Below are 23,851 nucleotides of genomic sequence, written 5' to 3'. Positions count from 1 at the left end.
TCGAAAATCGAACTACCAGCACGCACGATGTTTGCCCTGTCGCGCGTGATCTCCTTGCTGGTTGTGGGAAGCGGTTCCCACCAACCGCACATTCGCTAAATCACGTCCTTGTTGGCGACGAAGCGATAAAGGTCTGCATCCGTCGATAAATCCAGCTTTCGCATGGCGGCGCACTTCTGTGCACTGATTGTTTTCACGCTGCGGCCCAGATCTTTGGCGATTTCCGTCACATTGGACCCGCGCGCATAACGTTCGATAACTTCGAGTTCACGCGTGGTAAGCCGTTGCCGAATGAACCGCGCATGTCCTTCCTCATTCGCGACGGCTAACGATCGGCGAATGGCCGGTCCAAGATACGTTTCGTTCGCGAGCACCGATACGATTGCCACGTAAATCAGATCAAGCCGATCTTCCTTGCTGAGAAACGCCTGAGCGCCCGCGTCGAGCGCTTGCTTGACGAGCGCCGCATTGTCGTTGCGCGACAAAACGATGATGCGGACTTCCGGATGTTGATGGCTGATGTGCTGAATCAGATCGACGCCGTCACCGAACTGCCCGCCTGGCATGTGGAAGTCGAGAATGGCGACATCGCAGTCGCCACTCGCGAGCGCTTCTTCCAGAAGCGTTGAATTTGGCGAGCGGCTGATGACCTCGACATTCGGAAAATTCCCGGCTAGTTTTTCGATTGCAAGAATAACGAGCGGATGATCGTCCGCAATAGCCAGTCTTACTCTTTTTAAATGCGAGAACGCGAGGTTCTCGTTTCCCATATCCATTAAACTCTGACCTTAACGTGTGGCGCGGATTAATATGTGCTAAAACATGCATATAAGCATCTGATAGCGAACAATTAAAGGACATAAGACGCATCTGAAACAAAATGACCGAGAGCGCGAAATCAGCCTAATCCTTGCGCTCGTACAAATGCGAACAAACCGGGATCGTTTCGTACGCCAAGCTTGTTCATCGCATCACGCTTTTGGCGGCTGATGGTACGAACATCACGATTTAGCTCTTTTGCAATTTCAGTAATCGAGCGCCCTTTGGCAAACAAACGCACAACCTCAATTTCTCGCGGCGATAAGCGAGGCTCTTCAGGCGAGAACGCTATTTCGCCCCTGGCCTCGGCGAGCGCGGTTACAAAGCTCGCGCTCACGTAGCGCCGGCCTACTTGCGCATGGCGAACCGCCGCCATCACCAGTTCGATAGGCTCGGCCTTATCGACAAGACCGATCGCGCCTGCATTCAGAATTGACCGCAAAATAGCGATGTTGCTCACGCTCGTCAGTACGACGATGTTGACGAGCGGCCAGTCCTGCCGCACCTTGCGGATCAGGCGAAGTCCGTCATGGGCGTCCAGCCCCGCCTCGGGCATGGCGAAATCCGTGACGAGCACATCGCAGGATTTGCTTTCGAGTTCCGACAACAAGTGAGACACGTTCATCGCTTCACCTACGACCTCCATGCCCTCCTCCGCACCGAAAAGCGCTTTCATACCTAGGAGAACGAAAGGATGATCGTCCGCTAACACAACACGAAGCTTCAAATGGCCCCCAAATGCATTTCTATTGTGATTGTTTCCGCTCGAACGCGTGAGGTGCCCTCAAATATATTGTCGGCAAATCAGTTTCCATGGCTATTAAAAGCTTCGGCCTTATAACGCAGCGCTCCGAAGATAAATCAAGCGGTTAAATGCGATTTGCATGACAACAGACAACTAACGAGGCACTAAAAACCCGTTCGAGGCCTTATCCGAAAAATAAGACGCCAACATTTTGTACGCCATAGGATCAATCCGATACATTCGCGACATCGTCCAATTCCGCGGAGAACGTGCATTCAGGAGCGCGTTAAGTGCGAACTTGATGCCTAAAAGCAGCTAATTTCGGTGCGAAGGAATTGTGGCGACGAAAATACAAAAAGGGCCTCTGGCGAAAGCCAGAAGCCCTTTTTTTCATCGAAATACGCGTGAGCGCTTAGAACGGAATATCGTCGTCCATATCGTCGAAGCCGCCGCCTGCGGGCGTGCTCGGACGGCTCGAACCACCGCCCGACGATGCGCCACCGCCCGCAGCACGTCCGCCCGATGCGGGACGTCCGCCGCCACCCGAGCGTTCAGCCGGCGCGCTGCGGCTGTAGCCGCCGTCATCGCCGCCGCCCATGCCCGCGCCGCCACGGCCGCCGAGCATCTGCATTTGATCCGCGACGATTTCGGTCGAGTAACGTTCCTGGCCCTGCTGATCAGTCCACTTGCGCGTGCGAATACGCCCTTCGATATACACCGACGAGCCCTTCTTCAAATACTCGTTGACGATCTCGGCCAGACGTCCGAAGAACGCCACGCGATGCCATTCGGTGAGTTCCTTCATTTCGCCGGAACCTTTCTCCTTATAGCGATCGGTGGTCGCCAGGCGAATGTTTGCCACGGCGTCGCCGCTCGGGAGGTAGCGGGTTTCCGGGTCCGCGCCCAGATTGCCCACGAGAATGACCTTGTTGACAGATGCCATGATTTCTCCGGTAGATACTTTGCTTCAGTCAGCAATGCAGCGACATCGAGCGCCGCGCCGACTCAGCACAAACTAATACGAAAACTAAACTCAGGCCGCGCGTTCTGCTTTGCGCGGCGGCGGCTTCATCCATGCCGCGACGATCAGCCAGGCGAGCACCAAAGCAGAGCACGCGAAAAACACCGCGCTTGGCCCGTCAAGCTTCAGCAGCCAGCCGCCAACCACGCCGCCCAGCGCAAGACCGATGGACTGCGTAGTGTTGTATACGCCCGCTGCCGCGCCTTTTCTGGTTCCCGGCGCGAGTTTCGACACCAGCGACGGCTGCGATGCCTCCAGCACGTTGAATCCCAGAAAGTACACGAACAGAATTGCGGCCACGGACCATAGCGTATGCGGAGCCGCGCCTAATAACAATTGGCCGATCAGGATAAGCAAAATGGCACTCAGCATCACCACTTTCATCTTGCCGCGCTTCTCGGCAGCGATGATTGCGGGCACCATCATCACGAAAGCGAGGCCCATGACGGGCAAATAAATCTTCCAGTGCGATGCCACCGGCAGGCCGCCGGCTTCCAGAATGCGCGGCACGACAAGGAACAACGCGGTTTGGGTTGCATGCAGCACCAGCACGCCGAAGTTCAGACGAAGCAGTTCGACGTTGTGCAGCACTTCGGCGAATGGCGCTTTCACGTGGACGGGGTGCATCGGCGGATCGGGGACGATCCACAACACCACACCGACCGCGACGATAGATAACACGCCAATCACCGTGAACAGGCCGCTCATGCCGACCCAGTGGAACAGGATCGGCGCACCGACGATCGCCACCGCGAACGAGACGCCGATGCTGCCGCCGACCATCGCCATCGCCTTGGTGCGGTTTTCTTCGCGCGTGAGATCCGCGATAAACGCGATCACCGCCGACGACACCGCGCCCATGCCCTGAATCACGCGTCCCGCGATGATCCACGTCATCGAATGCCCGATCGCCGCAACGAAGCTGCCGAGCGCGAACACCAGCAGCCCGAACGCGATCACCGGCTTGCGCCCGAATTTGTCGGATATCCAGCCATAGAAGATATAGAGCATGGACTGCGTGACGCCGTACGCGCCGAGCGCAATGCCGACCAGCAGCACGTTATCGCCGCCAGGGATGGTTTTCGCGTAGATGGAAAACACCGGCATGATCATGAACAGACCGAGCATGCGCAGCGCGAAGATGGCAGCAAGCGACACGGTCGCGCGCAGTTCCGGCGCGCTCAGACGTGTGGACGTGGCAGACGGATTGGACATCAGAAACGGAAATGGATGTGGATTGCGCCGGGTCCGGTCTCGGGTGAAGCCCGATACGGCCGCCTTGTTGTCGGTCGAAACGGCACTATATGAAGCGTACTGCCGGGGCGCCGAGTGCTTCGCGCGGACGGTTGCAAAATCTCCGCACGACTCCTTCTATTCGCGCCGAACGCCTTGTGGCGCGGGCGCCGCGCCCTTCAAAAGTCGTTATAGTAGCAGGTTTGGCCCCCTCCCTTTCCGCACGGAACCGGTAAAAACACGTGGAAGAAATTCGTATTCGTGGGGCGCGCACCCACAATCTGAAGAACGTCAGTCTCGACTTGCCGCGTCACAAGCTGATCGTGATCACGGGGTTGTCCGGGTCGGGCAAGTCGTCGCTCGCGTTCGATACGCTCTACGCCGAAGGCCAGCGCCGCTACGTGGAGAGCCTGTCCGCGTACGCCCGGCAATTCTTGCAGTTGATGGAGAAGCCCGACGTCGATCTGATCGAAGGGTTGTCGCCAGCCATCTCGATCGAACAAAAGGCGACATCGCACAATCCTCGCTCGACGGTCGGCACGGTCACGGAAATTCACGACTATCTGCGGCTGCTGTACGCGCGCGTCGGCACGCCGTACTGTCCCGATCATCTGATTCCGCTCGAAGCGCAAAGCGTCTCGCAAATGGTCGATGCCGCGCTCGCGCTGCCCGAAGAAACCAAGCTGATGATCCTCGCGCCGGTCGTTGTGGATCGCAAGGGCGAGCATGTCGAATTGTTCGAGGAGATGCAGGCGCAGGGTTTCATCCGCTTTCGCATTCGCTCGGGCGGCGGCACGGCGAACGAAGGCGTCGCCAAGATTTACGAAGTCGATTCGCTGCCGAAGCTCAAGAAGAACGACAAGCACACTATCGACGTGGTGATCGACCGGCTGAAGGTGCGGCCGGATATGAAGCAGCGGCTGGCGGAATCGTTTGAAACGGCGCTGCGTCTGGCCGATGGCCGCGCCATCGCCTTCGAAATGGACACGGAGAACGAGAAGCTGTTCAGCTCCAAGTTCGCGTGCCCGATTTGCTCGTACTCGCTGCCGGAACTCGAACCGCGTCTGTTCTCGTTCAATAATCCGATGGGCGCGTGCCCCGAGTGCGACGGCCTCGGCCAGATCACTTTTTTTGATCCAAAACGCGTGGTCGCGCATCCGTCGCTTTCGCTGGCGGCGGGCGCGGTGAAGGGCTGGGATCGGCGCAATCAGTTCTATTTCCAGATGCTGCAAAGTCTCGCGGCATTCTATGAATTCGATATCGACGCGCCCTTCGAAGATCTCCCCGAAAAGGTGCGCAAAACACTGCTGTACGGTTCCGGCAAGCAGGTGATTCCGTTCTCGTACATCAACGAGCGCGGGCGCGCGTCGGTGCGCGAGCATGCGTTCGAAGGAATCATCCCGAATCTCGAGCGGCGCTATCGCGAAACGGATTCGGCTGCGGTGCGCGAAGAACTCGCGAAGTATCAGAACAATCAGGCGTGCCCGGCGTGTGAAGGCACGCGTCTGCGGCGCGAGGCGCGCTTCGTCAAAGTCGGTTCTGGCGATGAAGCGCGCGGTATCTACGAAATCAGCGGCTGGCCGCTCCGCGATGCACTCGGTTACTTCCAGACCCTGCGCCTCGACGGCGCGAAGGGCGAGATCGCGGACAAGGTCATCAAGGAAATCGTCGCGCGGCTGTCGTTTCTGAATAACGTCGGGCTGGATTATCTGTCGCTGGAGCGCAGCGCGGAGACGCTTTCGGGCGGCGAGGCGCAACGGATTCGGCTGGCGTCGCAGATCGGTTCGGGTCTGACCGGCGTGATGTACGTGCTCGACGAGCCATCCATCGGCTTGCATCAGCGCGATAACGACCGGCTGATCGCTACGCTCAAGCATCTGCGCGATATCGGCAATTCGGTGATCGTGGTCGAACATGACGAAGACATGATCCGCATGGCGGATTATGTCGTCGATATGGGACCGGGCGCGGGCGTGCACGGCGGCGTGATCGTCGCGCAAGGAACGCCGGCGCAAGTGCAGAAGGACAAGAATTCGATCACCGGTCAATATTTGTCGGGCAAGCGGACGATCGGTTATCCGGAGAAACGCAACGCACCGGATGAGCGGCGGCTGCGGATCATGGAGGCGCACGGTAACAATCTGAAGCGCGTGACGCTGGATTTGCCGGTCGGGCTGCTGACGTGTGTCACGGGCGTGTCGGGTTCCGGCAAGTCCACGCTTATCAACGACACCTTGCAGCACGCGGTCGCGCAGCATTTGTATGGCTCGGCGACGGAGCCTGCACCGTACGAATCGATCGAAGGTCTCGAACACTTCGACAAAGTGATCGCCGTCGATCAGTCACCGATCGGACGCACGCCACGCTCGAATCCTGCCACTTACACCGGACTGTTCACGCCCATCCGCGAACTGTTCGCCAGTGTGCCGGCCGCGAAGGAACGCGGCTACGATCCCGGCCGCTTCTCGTTCAATGTGAAAGGCGGCCGCTGCGAAGCGTGTCAGGGCGACGGCGTCATCAAAGTGGAAATGCACTTTCTGCCCGATGTCTACGTGCCCTGCGATGTCTGCCACGGCAAGCGCTACAACCGCGAGACGCTCGAAGTCCAGTACAAGGGCAAGAACATCCACGAAGTGCTCGACCTGACTGTCGAAGCCGCGCACGAGTTCTTCAAGCCGGTGCCGGTCGTTGCACGCAAGCTGAAGACCCTGCTCGATGTCGGTCTCGGCTATATCCGGCTCGGCCAGTCGGCGACCACGCTGTCGGGCGGCGAGGCGCAGCGCGTCAAGCTCTCGCTGGAACTGAGCAAGCGCGATACCGGTCGGACGCTCTACATACTCGACGAACCGACCACCGGCCTGCATTTCCACGATATCGCGCTGTTGCTGGAAGTGATCCATCGGCTGCGCGATCAGGGCAACACGGTGGTCATCATCGAGCATAATCTCGACGTAATCAAAACCGCTGACTGGGTCATCGATCTCGGTCCGGAAGGCGGCGCCGGCGGCGGGCAGATCATCGCTCAGGGGACGCCGGAGCAGGTTGCGAAAGCGAAAGCGAGCTTTACCGGCCGATATCTGGCACCCTTGCTGCAACGGCCGAAATCCGCGGCGTGATTCTTGCGCGCGCGTCGGATGAAGCGCGCGTGCGAGATAGCGACCAGGGCGAGCCGTCACGAACAACCGCAGCACGCAAGGGAGAAGGAACGCAGTCATGGCGAAGCGCAACGAAGCGGCCACGGAGGAGCGGCGCGTACGGGATCTGCCCGCACGCCCCGTCAGGCTGACGAGCGACATGAGCATGCCGAAGCTGTCGGCGGTGGAAATTGGCAGCTATCTGCTGGCGTTCGCGGCAATGTGGTTCACGCTCGAACTGAAGCTGCTCGGCGGTTTGCTCGCCGGCATGCTGGTGTACCAGCTCGTCCATATGATTGCGCCTGTGATCGAACGGCATGTGGTCAGTCGCGGCGCGCGGTTGATTTCGGTCGGGCTGATTTCGGCGATCATCGTTGGCGGGCTGACGGGCGCGACCATTGCCACCATCGAGCATTTCGAGCACGACTTTCCGAGCCTGCAAAATCTGCTCGATCAACTGATGAACATCACGTCGAGCGCGCGGCTGCGCGTGCCGGACTGGATCGCCAATTACCTTCCGGTCGATGCCGGTCAGATGAAGGACAAAGCCGCCGAACTTATGCACCAACACGCCGAGATGCTTCAGCAAGGCGGCAAGGAAATGGCGCGCGGATTCGGGCATATCTTGATCGGCATGATTATCGGCGCGATTATCGCGGTGAGTGCGCCGAAGCCTTCGAATCATCGCTTGCCGTTATCGACGGCGCTGGTCGCGCGCGTGACGCGATTCTCGGAAGCGTTCCGGCGCATCGTGTTTGCGCAGATCAAGATTTCGGCGATCAATGCGGTTTTTACCGCGCTGTATCTGCTGATCGCGTTACCGATCTTTCACGAACGTTTGCCGCTCTCGAAGACGCTGGTGCTGATTACGTTTCTCGTCGGCTTGTTGCCGGTGATCGGGAACCTGATTTCCAATACGATCATTGTCGGGATATCGCTGTCGGTATCGTTCGGAACAGCGGTGGCGTCGCTGGCGTTTCTGATCCTGATCCACAAGCTCGAATACTTTTTGAACGCGCGAATTATCGGCGGACAAATCGAGGCGCGCGCGTGGGAATTGCTGCTTGCCATGCTCGCAATGGAAGCCGCATTCGGTCTTCCCGGCGTCATCGCCGCGCCGATTTTCTACGCGTATATCAAGCGCGAATTGGTTTATTTGCGGCTCGTATAAAAACAAAGCCCGCCTTCGATCTGGCGGGCTTTGTCGTGTCGCAAGCAAAAACGATCTAAGCGATTTAACGGAACACAACCGTCTTGTGCCCATTCAGCACGATTCGATGTTCCACATGCCACTTCACCGCGCGCGCCAGCGTCACACATTCGACATCGCGTCCGATCGCCGTAAGCTGCTCCGGCGCCATGTCATGATCCACGCGCGCCACTTCCTGCTCGATAATCGGACCTTCATCCAGATCCGACGTCACGTAATGCGCGGTCGCGCCGATGAGCTTCACGCCGCGATCGAACGCCTGGTAGTACGGCTTTGCGCCCTTGAAGCTCGGCAAAAACGAGTGATGAATATTGATCGCGCGGCCCGCGAGTTTCTCGCACATATTCACCGACAAAATCTGCATGTAACGCGCGAGCACGACCAGATCGGTCTCGTGCTGATCGACGATTTCGAGCACGCGTGCTTCTTGCGCGGCCTTCGCTTCGGGCGTCGCTTTCATCAACGGCAAATGATGAAACGGAATGTCGTAACTCGCCGCGAGCTGATAAAAATCCTTGTGATTCGACACGATCGCCGGAATCTCGATTGGCAATTGGCCGGTGCGATAGCGAAACAGCAGATCGTTCAGGCAATGCCCGATCTTCGACACCATGATCACCACGCGCGGCTTCACGCTTGCATCGTGCAATTCCCAGCGCATGCCGAACTCGCTCGCCAACTCGCCGAACGACGCGCGCAGCGCTTCGACGCCCGGATCGCCGCCGACTTGCTGAAAATGCACGCGCATAAAGAACTCGCCCGTGTGGCTATCGCCGAACTGGGCCGAGTCGAGAATATTCGCGCCGAGATTGAACAGGAAACCGGACACCGCATGCACGATCCCCGGCCGGTCCGGGCACGACAACTTCAGATAGAAACTATGTTCGGTCGACATGACCTTTCCTCGTTCGATACGTGTGTAATTCGGAATCAGCTTCGCGGCGGCTCGAACAGCGCGGCCATGCCTTCGCACGCGTCTTCGTCGATCCATTGGCGGCGCAGCAGGCAATCGAGCGTGGCTAAGCTGGCATCGACGGTGAGCTTGCCTTCTTCGATCCAGCGCGCGACGTCATCGATGCGCGCGAGGCTGTGCTCACCGACTTCGCCATCCTGATTGCGCGGCGTGAAGTCTTCCGGAAGCTCGATGTCGTAGACGAAGATTTCCCGCCTGCGTGCCTTCCGGCAGCGATTGCAGCACGTAGAAGGCGCGGCCCGGCGTCGCGGTGGAAGCGAGTTCGGCGGGCATGCCTGCTTCTTCCCAGCATTCCTTTACGAGCGTCGGCATCAACGCATAACCCCAGCCGATACCGCCCGCGACCACGTTGTCCAGCATGCCGGGATCGGTCGCCTTCGTGTCGCTGCGACGCGCGATCCACAACTGCGGCGCGCTATCTCGATATTTTACGATGCCGTTCAGATGCACCGCGTACGTCATCGTGCCGAAGAAGCGCGACGCGGCGCGTTCGATAAACGCGAGCGGCGGCGCATCGAAATGATTGCGGATGGCGTAGGTTTCGTTGCGCCATCCGGGGATTTTGCCTTCGGCGTGAAGCGTGTCGATGACTTGCTTCAGCGCTTCGGTGCGGGCTTCGACGCTTGCCAGATTCAATCGGACGGCATTGTCGGCGATCGAAAAGAAAGCCCAGCGCCTGAGCGTGTCCACGTCGGACAGCCGGATCCAGCCGACACGTTCATCGCCGATAAAAAACGGCGCGTGCGCGGAAACGTCGAACCGACGCGCAGCGGTAATAGCGGGAAGCGTCATAGCCGATCAGTCGCGCAGCGCGACGCGAATGCCCAGCGCAATAAACGTCACGCCCGCCAGCCGATCCAGCCACACGCCGACACGCGGACGGCGCTTGAGCCACGCGCCGATCATTCCCGCACCGAAGCCGAACGCCGAAAACACCACCACCGTCTGCAGCATGAACAAACCGCCGAGTTCGAACATTTGCAGCATCACGTTCTGCGCGCCGTGCGGATCGACGAATTGCGGCAGGAACACGATAAAGAACAGCGTCACCTTCGGATTCAGCATATTGCCGATCACGCTCTGACGAAACACGGTCGTCAACGGCTGCTTTGGCCGCTCGTGCGCCGTCGCCAATCCCTGACTGCGCAGCGCCTTGATACCGATCCACACGAGATACGCCGCGCCCGCGAGCTTGACCGCCTGAAACGCCATCGGCGAAGAACGCAGCAGCGCCGCGATGCCGAATGCCGCCAGCGTCGTATGAAAGATTACGCCGCACGCAAAGCCGAGCGCCGCGACCACGCCCGCGAGCCGCCCTTGCGAAATGCCGCGCGCGAGCACCTGAAGATTGTCCGGACCGGGCGCGACGGTAATCGCCACCGACGCCGCGAGAAACAGAAGAAAGTTCGGCATGGCTCAATGTCCGGCGAAATCGCACACCACATACAGCGGCACGCCGTTATCGCGCAACAGTTTGGAACCGCCCAGATCCGGCAAATCGATGATCGCCGCCGCTTCCACCACTTCCGCGCCGAGGCGCTCGACCAGAATCTTGCCGGCCATCATCGTGCCGCCCGTCGCCACCAGATCATCGACAATCACCACGCGGTCGCCCGGCTTGCACGCGTCCTCGTGAATCTCGACGGTCGCGCTGCCGTATTCCAGGTCGTACGACTGCGACAGCGTCTTGTACGGCAGCTTTCCTTTCTTGCGGATCGGCACGAAACCGAGACTCAGCTCATAAGCCAGAATCGGCCCGATGATGAAACCGCGCGCATCCATGCCGGCGATCACGTCGATATCTGCGTCGATATATCGCTGCACGAAAATATCGATCAGCGTGCGCAGGGCTTTCTTGTCCTGCAAAACGGGCGTGATATCGCGAAATTGCACGCCGGCCTGCGGCCAGTCTTCGACGGTGCGCACGCGCTCTTTGATAAAACGCGCGGCATCGGCCGAGACGTTGGTGGGGATATGGGACATGACTTCTCCGGAGTCCGCGTTCAATCGCCGCGGATGCCTTCAGGTAAAAAAAGTGAGTTACGCCGCCCGGCGATTGCGCGACAGCCGTTCCTCGGCGGTCGCCAGCACTTCGGGCAGGCCGCGCAGCACGACGATATCGTTCGCGCGCAGCTTGGTTTCGGGGTCCGGTGCCACGCCCCGGATGCCGTGACGCCGGATCGCGGTCACCTCGACACCTCGACCGACGAGTCCGAGATCATCGAGCGAGCGCCCGACCGCTTCGGATTTTTCATCGATCGGTACGGATTGTAGCCGCACCTGCTCGTGGCCATCGTCGTCATCGGCGTCGTCGGCGCCGTGGAAGTAACCGCGCAAGAGACTGTAGCGCTCGTCGCGCATTTCCTCGACACGGCGCACCACGCGGCGCATTGGCACACCCATCAGCACGAGTGTGTGCGAAGCCAGCATCAGACTGCCTTCGACGATCTCCGGGATCACTTCCGTCGCGCCCGCGGCGGTGAGCTTTTCGAGATCGGCGTCATCGACGGTGCGCACGATCACCGGCAAAGTCGGCGCGAGTTCGTGGATGTTGTGCAGCACGCGCATCGCGGATGGCGTGTTGGCGTAGGTGATCGCGACCGTCGCCGCGCGATGCAGCCCCGCCGCGAGCAAGGACTCGCGCCGCCCGGCATCGCCGAATACGACTGATTCGCCCGCCGCCGCCGCCGCCGCGACGCGGTCCGGGTCCAGATCGAGCGCGACGTAGGAAAGGCCTTCCTGCTCCAGCATGCGCGCCAGATTCTGCCCCGCGCGGCCGTAGCCGCAAATAATCACGTGGCCACTCTGCTTCAGGCTTTGCGTCGCGATCTTGGTCATTTGCAGCGATTGCAGCATCCATTCCGTGGACGACAGCCGCAACACCAGCCGATCCATGTTCTGAATGATGAACGGCGCGGCGAGCATGGACAGCAGCATCGCGGCGAGGATGGCTTGCAGAATGGTCGAATCGACCAGATGTGAATCGAGAATCAGGTTCAGCAGCACGAAGCCGAACTCGCCCGCCTGCGCAAGCCCGAGGCCGGTGCGCATGGAAACGCCTTGCGGCGAGCCGAACAGCCGCGCGAGGCCGGTGATCATCACGGCCTTCAGCAGAATCGGCACCACGAAAAAGCCGAGCACCAAAAACGGATGGTCCCAGATCACGCGCGGATTCAGCAGCATGCCGGTCGTCACGAAGAACAACCCGAGCAGCACATCGCGGAACGGCTTGATGTCCTCTTCCACCTGATGCACGTACGGCGTCTCGGAAATCAGCATCCCGGCGATAAACGCGCCCAGCGCCAGCGACAAACCGAACTTGTCCGTGATGAACGCCGCGCCCAGCGTCACCAGCAACAGGTTCAGCATGAACAACTCTTGCGAACGCCGCCGCGCGACCAGATCGAACCAGCGCGTCATGAACTTCTGGCCGATGAACAGCAGCACCGTCAACGCGACCACGATCTTCACCGCCGCGATGCCGAGCCACATCGCCAGCTGCGACGAATTGCCGTTGCCGAACGCCGCGATGATGATGAGCAGCGGCACCACCGCCAGATCCTGGAACAGCAGCACGCCGAAGATATTGCGGCCGTGTTCCGCTTCGAGTTCGAGCCGCTCCGCCAGCAGCTTGCTGACAATCGCGGTGGACGACATCGACAGCGCGCCGCCGAGCGCGAAGCTCGCCTGCCACGACATCTCGACCCAGAAATGCGCGATCCAGCCGAAGATCAGCGCCAGCGCGATGGTCGCGCCGACCTGACTCGCGCCGAGTCCGAACACGATGCGCCGCATCGAACGCAGCTTCGACAGCGAAAATTCCAGGCCGATGGAAAACATCAGGAACACCACGCCGAATTCAGCGAGATGCTGCGCGCGGTCGGAATCCGGCGCGATACCGGCAGCGTGCGGACCCACGATGATGCCGACCGTCAGATAGCCGAGCATCGGCGGGAGATTGAAGTATCGAAATACGACGACGCCGACCACTGAGCACAGCAGCAGTAAAAGCGTCATTTCGAGCGGCGAGATCATCCGTCTAGCGTCCTCGTTCGTCAGTGTCCGGCGCGCTTTTTTTCATGCGCGGCGGTATCTTGAAAAAGCCCGTGACGTCAGGGCCTGCGGGGGCGGATAGGCGGCGGCGCCCTGCTGGCCGTGCGGCGCGGCGGGGAAACGCCTTTGCTATACTCCGCGCATGATAGCGAAAATCAATGGCGACCGGGCACTGGCGCTGGCTCGCACCGTAATCCAGACTGAAGCCGATGCCGTTCGCGGCCTCTCCGAACTCCTCGACGACAACTTCTTCCGCGCAGTGAATACGCTGCTCGATTGCAAGGGTCGCGTGGTGGTGTCGGGTATCGGCAAATCGGGCCATGTCGCGCGCAAGCTCGCCGCGACCTTGGCAAGCACCGGCACGCCTGCGTTCTTCGTGCATCCTGCCGAAGCTTCACACGGCGATCTTGGCATGGTCACCGCCGACGACGTTTTCCTCGCGATGTCGAACTCCGGCGAAACCGAAGAGCTCGTCGCCATTTTGCCGCTCATCAAGCGTCTCGGCGCGAAACTGATCGCGATTACCGGACGTCCGGAATCCAGCCTTGCGCAACTGGCGGACATGCATCTGAACGCACGCGTCGAAAAAGAAGCGTGCCCGATGAACCTCGCGCCCACGGCCAGCACCACCGCCGCGATGGCGCTCGGCGATGCCCTCGCCGTCGTCGTGCTCGAAGCACGCGGCTTCGGCCCGGACGACTTCGCGCGCTCGCATCCCGGCGGCGCGCTCGGCCGTCGCCTGCTCACTTATGTACGCGACGTGATGCGCACCGGCGACGAAGTGCCGGTCGTGCCGCTCGACGCCACCATCTCCGACGCGCTGTTCCAGATTACCGACAAGCGCATGGGCATGACGGCGGTCATCAATAGTAATCGTCACGTCGAAGGCATTTTCACGGATGGCGATCTGCGCCGCATCCTTCAGCGCGACGGCGATTTCCGCTCGCACAAACTCGCCGATGTCATGACGCGTAATCCGCGCACGATCGGTCCGGACCATCTCGCGGTCGAAGCGGTGGAACTGATGGAGCGTTATCGCATCAATCAGATGCTGGTCGTCGATGAACACGCCAACCTGATCGGCGCGCTCAATATGCACGACCTCTTCTCCAAGAAGGTGATCTGATGGCGCAACAAGCTTCCTCCGCAGAACTCGCCAGCCGCGTCAAGCTGATGATCTTCGACGTCGATGGCGTCTTCACCGACGGCAGCCTGTATTTCAGCGCCGAAGGCGACACGATGAAGTCGTTCAATTCGCTCGACGGCCACGGCGTGAAGATGCTTCAGAAGATCGGCATTCAGACGGCGATCATCACCGGGCGCAAGTCGGGCATCGTCAACGCGCGGGCGAAGGAACTGGGCATCACGCATCTGTTTCAGGGCGTCGAAGACAAGACTGTCGCACTGGAAGAATTGCTCGTGAAAGCGGGTGTTTCGGCCGCCGATTGCGGCTATATGGGCGACGACTGGCCCGACCTCGCGGTGATGCGCCGCTGCGGTTTTGCGGCCGCGCCTGCGAATGCGCATCCGGAAGTGATTCAGCGCGTGCATTGGGTCGCGGAAGCGCGCGGCGGCCACGGTGCCGTACGCGAAGTGTGCGACGCGATTCTGCGCGCGCAGCATCGTTACGACGAACTGCTCGCTGAAGCGCTCGGAGCCTGACGCAATGCCACGTCCCGGAAGACTCGCCTCGCTGGTGCCGCTCGTCGCAATGGCGGCGCTCGCCGGCATCACGTACTGGCTGCTTCAGGCCACGCTGCCGCCCGCGCAGCAGGCGCCCGATCAGCCCAAGCGCCACACGCCCGATTATTTCGCCGACAACTTTTCCGTATCCGAACTCGACACCAGCGGCACGACGCAATATCGCCTGACCGCCAAGTCGATGGTGCATTACGAAGACGACGAAAAAAGCGACCTCACGCTGCCTGCAATGCGCATGTTCCAGCCGCAGAAGCCGACCGTGACGGCCACGTCCGAGCGCGGCACGGTCAACAGCGACGTATCGATCGTCGATCTTTACGACAACGCGCGCATTCTGCGTGCAGCCGGTTACGGCGATCCGCAGATGCAGGCAGATTCACAGCATTTTCGCGTGCTGGTGAACGACGATGTCATCGAAACGGAAAAACCGGTTAGACTTCAGCGCGGTCCGTCGGTGATGACCGCCAACGGCATGAACTACAACAACGTCACCCGGGAAATGAAGCTCTACGGTAACGTGCGCGGCGCCATCGCCGCCTCGGACCTCAACGGCGGCGCTTCCAAATAATCCCGGGCTCCATTCCGAAGTGTGACTGCATGAACGAAAGTTTCCCTCGTCCCGACGGCAGCGCGGCGCGCGCAAAGCGCTCGATTCGTTCGATTCGGGCCGGGCTCGTCGTCCTCGCTGCGCTGGTCGCGTTGCCGCTCGCCGGTTTCGCGCCGCTCGCGCACGCCGAAAAGGCCGACCAGCAAAAGCCGCTCAATATCGAAGCGGACAACATGTCCTATGACGACCTGAACCAGAAGAACATTTTCACCGGTCACGTCGTTGCAACGAAGGGCACCATCGTTATCAAGGCGGATCGCGTGGAAGTCACGCAGGATCCGCAGGGTTATCAATACGCGACGGGCACGTCTACTGGCGGCAATCTCTCGTATTTCCGCCAGAAGCGTGACGGCGTGGACGAATATATCGACGGCAACGCCGTGCGCATCGACTACGACGGCAAGAACGACTTCACCAAGCTCACGACGCGCGCCGTCGTGCGCCGTCTTCAAGGTCTGACGAACGTGCAGGACGAAGTGCACGGCAGCGTCATCACTTACGACGGTCAGAAGGACTTCTACACCGCGACCGCGGGCAAGGACCAGGCCGCGCCGGGCAATCCGTCCGGCCGCGTGCGCGCCATGCTCGCGCCGCGCAATGGCGGCGCCGCGCGGTTGAACGGACCGTCCACGAAGCTTTCCCCGTCCGATTCAATCAAAGGAACGCCGCAGCAGTGAACGCACCCGCCATGCCCCACCGCAAGCCGGAAGGCCAGTCGAGTTCGCTCGTCGTCCGCAATCTGAAGAAGCGTTACGGTTCGCGTACCGTGGTGAAAGACGTGTCGCTCGATGTCAAAAGCGGCGAAGTGGTCGGTCTGCTTGGACCGAACGGCGCGGGCAAGACCACGTCGTTCTATATGATCGTCGGCCTCGTGCCGCTCGACGCGGGCGAAATCGACCTCGACGGCAATTCCATCAGCCTTCTGCCGATTCACCAGCGCGCGCATCTGGGTTTGTCGTATCTGCCGCAGGAAGCGTCGGTGTTCCGCAAGCTGACGGTCGAACAGAATATTCGCGCGGTGCTCGAATTGCAGACCGACGAGTCGGGCAAGCGCTTGTCGAAAGATGCGATCACGCAGCGCGCCGAAGCTTTGCTGGACGAATTGCAGATCGGCCACTTGCGCGAGAATCCGGCGCTGTCGCTTTCCGGCGGCGAACGTCGGCGCGTAGAAATTGCGCGTGCGCTCGCGACCAATCCAAGCTTCATCCTGCTCGATGAACCCTTCGCCGGCGTCGATCCGATCGCGGTGCTGGAAATCCAGAAGATCGTCAAGTTTCTGAAGCAGCGCAACATCGGCGTGCTCATCACGGACCACAACGTGCGTGAGACGCTCGGCATTTGCGATCACGCGTACATCATCAGCGATGGCAGCGTGCTGGCGGCGGGCGCGCCGAGCGAGATCATCGAAAACGAGAATGTGCGGCGCGTCTATCTGGGCGAGCATTTCCGTATGTAGTCGGCGTTGAAGGCGGTCGCGCGAGATGCCGCGCCGCATCACGAGAAGCAGCAAAACTTACGTGCCGCCCGCTGAGGCGGCACAGTTTTTTTGGATTCGCTGCGAGGTTTCGCGCGCGTGGCAAACTCTCTACAATGGTTAAAAATTTGCCATGAAAGCCAGCCTCCAACTCCGCCTCTCGCAGCATCTTGCGCTGACCCCGCAACTTCAGCAGTCCATCCGGCTGCTGCAGTTGTCCACGCTCGAACTTCAACAAGAAGTCGCGATGGCCGTCTCGCAGAATCCGCTGCTGGAGAACGACGACGACTGGATTTCGAGCCCATTGCGCGTCGCGGCGGATGGCTCGCTGATCGCATCGCCCGCGCAATCCACGCCACCCGCTGATTCGATGATGAGCAACGGTTCGTCGTCGAGCACATCGACTTCCGAGCGCTCGGAAAACAGCGAGCCGCAGGGCGTCGATGAGTACAACGGCTTAGGCTCCGACAACAGCCAGGATTCCAGTTCGTGGAATCTCGAAGACTACGGCCGCTCCAGCAACGCATCCGACGACGACGATCTCCCGCCGCTGCAAATCCATGAATCGACCACCACGCTGCGCGATCATCTGACCGCGCAATTGCGCATGACGTCGGCGAATCAGCGCGACCGTGCGCTGATCATCTTCCTGATCGAATCGCTGGACGAAGACGGCTATCTCACGTCGACGCTCGAAGAGATTCGCGCGGATTTGCCTGAAGAACTCGAAGTCGATGTCGATGAACTCAGCGCGGCGCTCGCGCTGCTGCAAAGTTTCGATCCGCCCGGAGTCGGCGGACGGTCGGCATCGGAATGTCTGAAGCTGCAATTGCTCAGGCTCGATGCATCACCCACGCGCACGCTTGCGCTGGAAATCTGCACGAATCATCTTGAACTGCTGGCCGCACGCGATTTCACGCGTCTGCGCAAGCAACTCAAAGCTGGCGACGACGCGCTGCGCGACGCGCATCTGCTGATCAAATCGCTGGAACCTTTTCCGGGCGCAGCGTACGGAAAGAGTGAGGCGGATTACGTTGTGCCCGACATTCTCGTGCGCAAAACCACGAGCGGATGGACGGCGGAACTGAATCCGGAGATCGTGCCGAAGCTGCGTATTAATCACTTGTACGCGAACATTCTGCGAAACAACCGTGGCGATCCGGGCAGTGGCTCGCTGCGCCAGCAATTGCAGGAAGCGCGTTGGCTGATCAAGAATATTCAGCAACGATTCGAGACGATTCTTCGTGTTGCGCAGGCAATTGTCGAGCGTCAAAAGAACTTTTTTGCACATGGCGAAATTGCCATGCGGCCCTTGGTTTTGAGGGAGATTGCTGATACGCTGGGTTTACACGAGTCGACAGTTTCGCGTGTGACAACCGGCAAGTACATGCTCACTCCGTTCGGAACGCTGGAGTTCAAGTACTTCTTCGGATCGCACGTTTCGACCGACACAGGAGGCGCGGCATCGTCCACGGCGATTCGCGCCCTCATCAAGCAACTGATAGGAGCGGAAGACTCGAAAACTCCTCTTTCAGACAGCCGCATCGCTGAACTGCTGGCGGAACAGGGCTTCGTGGTGGCGCGCCGTACGGTGGCCAAGTATCGCGAAGCGCTGAAGATTCCGGCAGTGAATCTGCGCAAGTCTCTTTAATCCGTCTCTGTAGTCCATCGCATGTCGTGATGGGCGTTTACCGGCCGCATCGCGAAAGCGCGGACGTGCCGGCCTATGCGACCCGTTTCATGCGTGTTGTGTTAGCGCTTTGACGGACGCATAGCCGACCGGTATCGGACGAGCCTCGTGGTCTGACGGCCCCTAGCTTGGAGAGCAACTATGAATCTGAAGATCAGCGGACATCACCTCGAATTGACGCCTGCGTTGCGCGAGTACGTGATCACGAAGCTGGACAGGGTGCTTCGTCATTTCGATCAAGTGATCGACGGCAACGTGGTCCTCTCGGTCGACAATCATAGGGAAAAGGACAAGCGTCAGAAGGCAGAAATCAACCTGCACCTCAAGGGCAAGGACATTTTTATCGAGAGTTGTGACGCTGATATGTACGCGGCGATCGATCTGATGGTCGATAAGCTCGACCGGCAAGTCATCAAGCACAAGGACAAAATTCAGGGCCATGCGCACGAGTCCGTGAAGTATCACGGTGAACCGCAGGAATTGCAGGCGCCGTCAGCCTGATCGAACCATGCTTACCCGCCGTTCGAGGACGGCGGGAATGTGTGGAGGAAAGCCTCCAATCGTTCGTTAAAGGTTGATTACAGCACGCACCAGAACGAAGCCGCCTAGCTGGCGGCTTTTTTGTCGCCTTTATGCGTTGCACAGCGGCACAAGCCATTGATTTTCTGGAATTTGTACTGCACATTCCATTGCAGGGCACGCAATGGCGCGCCGCACCATCGCGCTTTCGGCTGCTTTATAATGGTTCGGTCTTTTTCGGGGTCGCTTACCGACAGGCTGTTCCGAGCCGCGAGCGTACTTTGTCGTTTCACATCGCCGTGAGCGCTTTCAGCCAGCAGCCACGATGAGGAGCTAACAGGCCACGCATCTGCCTGCCAACATGAATCGTTTAGCCAAATTTCTTCCCCTCGAGAACGTTGTTCTCGGACTGTCCGTTACCAGCAAGAAACGTGTATTCGAGCAAGCGGGCCTGATTTTCGAGAATCAGAACGGCATCGCCCGCAGCATCGTCACAGACAATCTCTTCGCACGGGAGCGTCTCGGCTCGACCGGCCTCGGCGAAGGCGTCGCCATTCCGCACGGCCGCATCAAAGGGCTTAAGCAACCGCTCGCCGCGTTCGTGCGTCTCGCCGAACCCATCGCGTTCGAATCGCCCGACGGCCAGCCGGTGTCGCTGCTCATTTTCCTGCTCGTGCCTGAACAGGCCACGCAGCAGCATCTGGAAATTCTCTCGGAGATCGCGCAACTGCTCTCCGACACTGAGGCGCGCGAGCGTCTGCACAAGGAAGAAGATCGTGAGGCGCTTTATCAAGTGCTCACGCAATGGCAACCGTAATAGTCGCATAAACATAGCGCGCGCGTCCGCCGCCCGCCCCGTGCCGCAGATGCGACGGGGCCGCATCCCGCGCGCCGTGCTTCTGGGGCACAATCGGTCACACGCAGCGCCATGCGCCGATCCGAAGCATCCTGCTTCGGCGCGCAAAGACTGCTTCCGGCTTCCAACGGAGTTCCGGTCTCATGGATACGTCCAGCATCAACGCCCAAAGTATTTTCGACGACAACGCCGCCGCTCTGAAGCTTAGCTGGCTCACCGGGCACGAAGGCTGGGAACGCGGTTTTTCGAGCGAAACCGTCGCCAACGCGACGTCGAGCGCCGATCTCGTCGGCCACTTGAATCTGATCCACCCGAACCGCATTCAGGTGCTCGGGGACGCCGAAATCAACTACTACCAGCGTCAATCCGATGAAGATCGTTCGCGCCATATGGCGGAACTGATCGCGTTGGAGCCGCCATTTCTCGTCGTTGCCGGTGAAGTCGGCGCGCCGCCGGAACTGGTGCTTCGCTGCACGCGTTCGTCCACGCCGCTGTTCACCACGCGTATGTCCGCGGCGGCAGTGATCGATAGTTTGCGCGCGTATATGTCGCGCATTCTCGCGCCGCGCGCGACGCTGCATGGCGTGTTCATCGATATTCTCGGGATGGGCGTGTTGCTGACCGGCGATTCCGGCCTCGGCAAAAGCGAACTCGGGCTGGAACTCATCAGCCGTGGTCACGGTCTTGTTGCTGATGACGCGGTAGATTTCGTGCGCCTCGGTCCGGATTTCGTCGAAGGTCGCTGCCCGCCGCTGCTGCAAAATCTGCTCGAAGTGCGCGGCCTCGGTCTGCTCGATATCAAGACGATCTTCGGTGAGACCGCCGTGCGCCGGAAGATGAAGCTGAAGCTGATCGTGCAATTGGTGCGTCGTCCGGACGGCGAATTCCAGCGTCTGCCTTTGGAAAGTCAGACCGTCGATGTACTTGGTTTGCCGATCAGTAAAGTCACGATTCAAGTGGCCGCTGGACGAAACCTTGCTGTGCTGGTCGAAGCCGCGGTGCGAAACACGATCCTGCAGCTACGCGGTATCGATACTTTGCGCGACTTCATGGACCGGCAGCGTCTGGCCATGCAGGACCCGGACAGCCAGTTCCCCGGCAAGCTCATTTGATCGCGGATGCATCGAACTCAGGTGCTAACTCAGGTGCTAAGCTAAGAGAAAGCGAACCACTGGACACCATGCGTATCATTCTGATCACTGGCATTTCAGGCTCCGGCAAATCGGTTGCCCTGAATGCTCTGGAAGACGGCGGCTACTACTGCGTCGATAATTTGCCGCCGCGCTTTTTGCCCGAGCTCGCTTCGTATCTCGCAAGCGAAGGGCATGAACGCCTGGCCGTCGCGATCGATGCGCGTTCGAGTCTCTCGCTCGATGAAGTTCCCGCGATCATCCGTCAGCTTTCACAAGATTTCGATCTGCGCGTTCTGTTTCTGAACGCCAGCACGCAATCGCTGATTCAGCGTTTTTCGGAGACGCGTCGCCGCCATCCGCTGTCCGGTTCGTCGCGACATGAAGCGGATGTCGGCGTGCTGAATTCGCTGGCCGAAGCAATCGAACGTGAACGCGAACTCGTGGCGAATCTCGCCGAGTTCGGTCATCAGATGGACACGAGCAATCTGCGCGCAAACGTGCTGCGCGCCTGGGTGAAACGATTCGTCGAAACCGATGCCGCCGATCTTACGATCATGTTCGAATCGTTCGGATTCAAGCGTGGTCTGCCGCTCGATGCCGATCTCGTATTCGACGTACGCACGCTGCCGAATCCATATTACGACCATCAGTTGCGCCCATTTACCGGGCTGGATCAGCCGATCATCGACTATTTGTCTGCACAGCCGATTGTCGGTGAAATGATCGACGATATCGCCGCGTTCGTCGGCAAATGGCTGCCGCGCTTCCGCGACGATAATCGCAGTTACCTGACTGTGGCGATTGGCTGCACGGGCGGGCAACATCGGTCGGTGTATATCGCTCAGGCGCTTGCCGCGCGCTTCGGCGTTCAATCGAACGTGATCGTGCGGCATCGTGATGCGCCCATCCCCGTGGATGAAAGCGCCATCCACACGCGAACCTGATCGCCGCGCCGGCGGTCCACACTGGAGGCGCGCGATGTCCCAGACTCCCGCACTCGACGACTTGCCGCTGTTCCCGCTTCATACCGTGCTGTTTCCCGGCGGCATGCTGCCGCTGAAGATTTTCGAAGCGCGTTATCTGGATATGGCGCGCGCGTGTCTGCGTGAGGAAACGCCGTTCGGCGTGTGCTTGCTGAAAAGCGGGCACGAGGTCGCATCGCCGGGTGATCCTTCGGTGCCGGAGAGCATCGGCTGTCTCGCGGAAATCTCGGAATGTGACGTCGATACCTTCGGTTTGCTGCTGGTGCAGGCGCGCGGCACGCAGCGCTTCAAGCTGAAGGATCATCGCGTGGCGCCGAGCAGTTTGCTGGTCGGCGAGATCGAATTGATCGGTGACGATGCGCCCTTGCAAGGCGCTGAAACGCTGGCCAAGTTCGGCGCGTGCGCGGAAGTGCTGGAACGCATCATCGATACGATCAAAACGCGCGAGCCGCAGAATCTGCCCTTTGTCGAACCGTTTTTGCTCGATGACCCCACGTGGGTATCGAACCGTTTGGCCGAAATCCTGCCGATTCCAATGCGCGCCCGTCAGAAACTCATGGAACTGATGGACGCGGGCGGACGGATCGATGTGGTGCATCACTATATGCAGCACCACCAACTGCTTTAGTTCTAGATCAGCGAGCCGGTCAGCGCATCGAGCAGTTTGCGCACCGGCGCGGGCACACCGTATGAGTCGATACGCGCGAGCGGCGCCCACACGGTTTCCACTTCTCTCAATTCGAGCGGCGCACCACGCGCTTCGCCGAGCCGCGGCTCGATATCCAGCTTGAAGTGCGTGAACGTGTGCGACAGCGGCGCGAGTCTTTGCAATTCCGCGTCGCCACCAAAACGCTGCGATACGGCCGACAACGCGTTTTCATCCGCCGCTTCCGGCAGACTCCACAAGCCGCCCCAAATGCCCGTTGGCGGACGCTTTTCCAGCAGAATCGAATCGCCGTCTTTCAGCACGAGCATCCATGTCTTGCGCGTCGGCACGGCCTTCTTCGGGCGCGCTGTCGGAAGTTCGCGCTGACGTCCATCGATATTCGCCACGCAGTCCGATGCAAACGGGCATCGCACGCAATCGGGTTTGCCGCGCACGCAGAGCGTCGCGCCGAGGTCCATCAAGCCTTGCGTGTACGCGGTGACTTCCTCCTTGTTCGCCGCATCCGGCAACAAGGATTCAGCCAGCGTCCACATCGCGTTTTCGACTTTCTTCTCGCCCGGAAATCCTTCGACGCCGAACACACGCGCGAGCACGCGCTTGACGTTGCCATCGAGAATGGTCGCGCGCGCGGCGAACGCGAACGATGCAATCGCCGCCGCCGTCGATCGTCCGATACCTGGCAGCTCTGCCAGTTCATCGACAGTTTGGGGAAATTCACCGCCATGCTCGAACGCGACGACCTGCGCGCATTTGTGCAGATTGCGCGCGCGCGAGTAGTAACCGAGGCCGGCCCACAGCGCCATTACATCGTCGATGGGCGCTTTGGCAAGCATGGTCACGGTCGGAAAGCGTTGAAGAAAGCGCGCGTAATACGGAATGACCGTCGTCACCTGCGTCTGCTGAAGCATGATCTCCGACAGCCAGATTCGATACGCATCGCGCGTGTTTTGCCACGGCAGATCGTGCCGGCCGTGAATGCGTTGCCACGCGATCAGTCGCGAGGAAAAGTCGGTGAGTGCGAGCATCGGAGGAA

The 23,851-nt window shown here is 60.0% G+C and carries 22 protein-coding genes and 1 pseudogene; 13 read left to right on the top strand and 10 right to left on the bottom strand.

Annotated features, from left to right (window positions below; all coding sequences use genetic code 11):
• Positions 1–95: 95 nt before the first annotated feature.
• From P7F28_RS32915 to P7F28_RS32900, 4 genes are all read right to left on the bottom strand, one after another.
• Complete coding sequence (locus tag P7F28_RS32915) at positions 96–770, bottom strand: response regulator transcription factor (protein WP_277189469.1); 675 nt, start codon at positions 768–770, stop codon at positions 96–98.
• A 128-nt stretch (positions 771–898) separates the two neighbouring features.
• Entirely contained in the window at positions 899–1,531 is a 633-nt protein-coding gene (locus P7F28_RS32910) for a response regulator transcription factor (protein WP_277189532.1), read from the bottom strand.
• A 445-nt stretch (positions 1,532–1,976) separates the two neighbouring features.
• Positions 1,977–2,507, bottom strand: coding sequence for a single-stranded DNA-binding protein (locus P7F28_RS32905; RefSeq protein ID WP_277189468.1), 531 nt, complete (start codon positions 2,505–2,507; stop codon positions 1,977–1,979).
• A 90-nt stretch (positions 2,508–2,597) separates the two neighbouring features.
• The gene (locus P7F28_RS32900; protein WP_277189467.1) at positions 2,598–3,800 is read right to left on the bottom strand and encodes an MFS transporter; all 1,203 of its coding nucleotides are present in this window, start codon (positions 3,798–3,800) and stop codon (positions 2,598–2,600) included.
• A gap of 260 nt (positions 3,801–4,060) precedes the next feature.
• Here P7F28_RS32900 and uvrA point away from each other — a divergent pair, with 260 nt between their 5' ends.
• A complete protein-coding gene (uvrA, locus tag P7F28_RS32895; protein ID WP_277189466.1) occupies positions 4,061–6,934 on the top strand; it encodes an excinuclease ABC subunit UvrA in 2,874 nt (957 codons plus the stop codon).
• Between the two features lie 97 nt (positions 6,935–7,031).
• A complete protein-coding gene (locus P7F28_RS32890; RefSeq protein ID WP_277189465.1) occupies positions 7,032–8,123 on the top strand; it encodes an AI-2E family transporter in 1,092 nt (363 codons plus the stop codon).
• A 64-nt stretch (positions 8,124–8,187) separates the two neighbouring features.
• On the opposite strand, the gene purU is transcribed toward P7F28_RS32890, so the two are convergent.
• The 5 genes and pseudogenes from purU to P7F28_RS32865 all read right to left on the bottom strand — a co-directional run bounded on the left by purU (position 8,188) and on the right by P7F28_RS32865 (position 13,170).
• Complete coding sequence (gene purU, locus P7F28_RS32885) at positions 8,188–9,057, bottom strand: formyltetrahydrofolate deformylase (protein ID WP_277189464.1); 870 nt, start codon at positions 9,055–9,057, stop codon at positions 8,188–8,190.
• A 35-nt stretch (positions 9,058–9,092) separates the two neighbouring features.
• Positions 9,093–9,927, bottom strand: a pseudogene (locus P7F28_RS32880) (DUF4743 domain-containing protein).
• Positions 9,928–9,933: 6 nt separating this feature from the next.
• A complete protein-coding gene (locus tag P7F28_RS32875; protein WP_277189463.1) occupies positions 9,934–10,548 on the bottom strand; it encodes a LysE family translocator in 615 nt (204 codons plus the stop codon).
• Between the two features lie 3 nt (positions 10,549–10,551).
• Positions 10,552–11,118 (bottom strand): adenine phosphoribosyltransferase, encoded by a 567-nt coding sequence (locus P7F28_RS32870; protein ID WP_277189462.1) that lies wholly within the window; start codon positions 11,116–11,118, stop codon positions 10,552–10,554.
• A 57-nt stretch (positions 11,119–11,175) separates the two neighbouring features.
• The gene (locus P7F28_RS32865) at positions 11,176–13,170 is read right to left on the bottom strand and encodes a monovalent cation:proton antiporter family protein (RefSeq protein WP_277189461.1); all 1,995 of its coding nucleotides are present in this window, start codon (positions 13,168–13,170) and stop codon (positions 11,176–11,178) included.
• A 160-nt stretch (positions 13,171–13,330) separates the two neighbouring features.
• On the opposite strand from P7F28_RS32865, the gene kdsD reads away from it, so the two are divergent.
• The 11 genes from kdsD (at position 13,331) to P7F28_RS32810 (ending at position 22,779) form a co-directional block, all read left to right on the top strand.
• Positions 13,331–14,314, top strand: coding sequence for an arabinose 5-phosphate isomerase KdsD (kdsD, locus tag P7F28_RS32860; protein WP_277189459.1), 984 nt, complete (start codon positions 13,331–13,333; stop codon positions 14,312–14,314).
• Positions 14,314–14,850, top strand: coding sequence for an HAD family hydrolase (locus P7F28_RS32855; protein ID WP_277189458.1), 537 nt, complete (start codon positions 14,314–14,316; stop codon positions 14,848–14,850). Before kdsD ends, P7F28_RS32855 begins: the two co-directional genes overlap by 1 nt.
• Positions 14,851–14,854: 4 nt before the next feature.
• Positions 14,855–15,457, top strand: coding sequence for an LPS export ABC transporter periplasmic protein LptC (gene lptC / locus P7F28_RS32850; RefSeq protein WP_277189457.1), 603 nt, complete (start codon positions 14,855–14,857; stop codon positions 15,455–15,457).
• 29 nt (positions 15,458–15,486) lie between these two features.
• Entirely contained in the window at positions 15,487–16,173 is a 687-nt protein-coding gene (lptA, locus tag P7F28_RS32845; protein WP_277189456.1) for a lipopolysaccharide transport periplasmic protein LptA, read from the top strand.
• An 11-nt stretch (positions 16,174–16,184) separates the two neighbouring features.
• A complete protein-coding gene (gene lptB, locus P7F28_RS32840; RefSeq protein ID WP_277189531.1) occupies positions 16,185–16,952 on the top strand; it encodes an LPS export ABC transporter ATP-binding protein in 768 nt (255 codons plus the stop codon).
• Between the two features lie 151 nt (positions 16,953–17,103).
• Positions 17,104–18,621: an RNA polymerase factor sigma-54 gene (locus P7F28_RS32835; RefSeq protein WP_277189455.1), complete on the top strand. Its 1,518-nt coding sequence runs from the start codon at positions 17,104–17,106 to the stop codon at positions 18,619–18,621.
• Between the two features lie 180 nt (positions 18,622–18,801).
• A complete protein-coding gene (gene hpf, locus P7F28_RS32830) occupies positions 18,802–19,161 on the top strand; it encodes a ribosome hibernation-promoting factor, HPF/YfiA family (protein WP_277189453.1) in 360 nt (119 codons plus the stop codon).
• A gap of 379 nt (positions 19,162–19,540) precedes the next feature.
• The gene (ptsN, locus tag P7F28_RS32825; RefSeq protein WP_277189452.1) at positions 19,541–19,996 is read left to right on the top strand and encodes a PTS IIA-like nitrogen regulatory protein PtsN; all 456 of its coding nucleotides are present in this window, start codon (positions 19,541–19,543) and stop codon (positions 19,994–19,996) included.
• A 182-nt stretch (positions 19,997–20,178) separates the two neighbouring features.
• Positions 20,179–21,147, top strand: coding sequence for an HPr(Ser) kinase/phosphatase (hprK, locus tag P7F28_RS32820; protein WP_008351692.1), 969 nt, complete (start codon positions 20,179–20,181; stop codon positions 21,145–21,147).
• Positions 21,148–21,215: 68 nt separating this feature from the next.
• The gene (gene rapZ, locus P7F28_RS32815) at positions 21,216–22,112 is read left to right on the top strand and encodes an RNase adapter RapZ (protein WP_277189450.1); all 897 of its coding nucleotides are present in this window, start codon (positions 21,216–21,218) and stop codon (positions 22,110–22,112) included.
• Positions 22,113–22,146: 34 nt separating this feature from the next.
• Positions 22,147–22,779, top strand: coding sequence for an LON peptidase substrate-binding domain-containing protein (locus tag P7F28_RS32810; RefSeq protein WP_277189449.1), 633 nt, complete (start codon positions 22,147–22,149; stop codon positions 22,777–22,779).
• Positions 22,780–22,781: 2 nt separating this feature from the next.
• On the opposite strand, the gene mutY is transcribed toward P7F28_RS32810, so the two are convergent.
• Positions 22,782–23,843: an A/G-specific adenine glycosylase gene (gene mutY / locus P7F28_RS32805; protein WP_277189448.1), complete on the bottom strand. Its 1,062-nt coding sequence runs from the start codon at positions 23,841–23,843 to the stop codon at positions 22,782–22,784.
• Between the last annotated feature and the right edge of the window lie 8 nt (positions 23,844–23,851).

It is taken from the genome of Caballeronia sp. BR00000012568055, from assembly GCF_029439455.1.
GTDB lineage: Bacteria > Pseudomonadota > Gammaproteobacteria > Burkholderiales > Burkholderiaceae > Caballeronia.
Note: the sequence above shows the minus strand (reverse complement) of the source record. Positions and strands in the feature narration are given on the sequence as shown.

Bases quoted from the DNA above. Each gene is read 5' to 3' on its own strand.
- P7F28_RS32870 (WP_277189462.1), bottom strand. From the start codon at position 11,118: ATGTCCCATATCCCCACCAACGTCTCGGCCGATGCCGCGCGTTTTATC.
- mutY (WP_277189448.1), bottom strand. From the start codon at position 23,843: ATGCTCGCACTCACCGACTTTTCCTCGCGACTGATCGCGTGGCAACGC.
- P7F28_RS32900 (WP_277189467.1), bottom strand. From the start codon at position 3,800: ATGTCCAATCCGTCTGCCACGTCCACACGTCTGAGCGCGCCGGAACTG.
- hprK (WP_008351692.1), top strand. From the start codon at position 20,179: ATGGATACGTCCAGCATCAACGCCCAAAGTATTTTCGACGACAACGCC.
- P7F28_RS32855 (WP_277189458.1), top strand. From the start codon at position 14,314: ATGGCGCAACAAGCTTCCTCCGCAGAACTCGCCAGCCGCGTCAAGCTG.
- kdsD (WP_277189459.1), top strand. From the start codon at position 13,331: ATGATAGCGAAAATCAATGGCGACCGGGCACTGGCGCTGGCTCGCACC.
- P7F28_RS32835 (WP_277189455.1), top strand. From the start codon at position 17,104: ATGAAAGCCAGCCTCCAACTCCGCCTCTCGCAGCATCTTGCGCTGACC.
- P7F28_RS32865 (WP_277189461.1), bottom strand. From the start codon at position 13,170: ATGATCTCGCCGCTCGAAATGACGCTTTTACTGCTGCTGTGCTCAGTG.
- P7F28_RS32905 (WP_277189468.1), bottom strand. From the start codon at position 2,507: ATGGCATCTGTCAACAAGGTCATTCTCGTGGGCAATCTGGGCGCGGAC.
- lptB (WP_277189531.1), top strand. From the start codon at position 16,185: ATGCCCCACCGCAAGCCGGAAGGCCAGTCGAGTTCGCTCGTCGTCCGC.
- P7F28_RS32810 (WP_277189449.1), top strand. From the start codon at position 22,147: ATGTCCCAGACTCCCGCACTCGACGACTTGCCGCTGTTCCCGCTTCAT.
- hpf (WP_277189453.1), top strand. From the start codon at position 18,802: ATGAATCTGAAGATCAGCGGACATCACCTCGAATTGACGCCTGCGTTG.
- P7F28_RS32875 (WP_277189463.1), bottom strand. From the start codon at position 10,548: ATGCCGAACTTTCTTCTGTTTCTCGCGGCGTCGGTGGCGATTACCGTC.
- rapZ (WP_277189450.1), top strand. From the start codon at position 21,216: ATGCGTATCATTCTGATCACTGGCATTTCAGGCTCCGGCAAATCGGTT.
- ptsN (WP_277189452.1), top strand. From the start codon at position 19,541: ATGAATCGTTTAGCCAAATTTCTTCCCCTCGAGAACGTTGTTCTCGGA.
- lptA (WP_277189456.1), top strand. From the start codon at position 15,487: ATGAACGAAAGTTTCCCTCGTCCCGACGGCAGCGCGGCGCGCGCAAAG.
- purU (WP_277189464.1), bottom strand. From the start codon at position 9,057: ATGTCGACCGAACATAGTTTCTATCTGAAGTTGTCGTGCCCGGACCGG.
- P7F28_RS32890 (WP_277189465.1), top strand. From the start codon at position 7,032: ATGGCGAAGCGCAACGAAGCGGCCACGGAGGAGCGGCGCGTACGGGAT.
- lptC (WP_277189457.1), top strand. From the start codon at position 14,855: ATGCCACGTCCCGGAAGACTCGCCTCGCTGGTGCCGCTCGTCGCAATG.
- P7F28_RS32915 (WP_277189469.1), bottom strand. From the start codon at position 770: ATGGGAAACGAGAACCTCGCGTTCTCGCATTTAAAAAGAGTAAGACTG.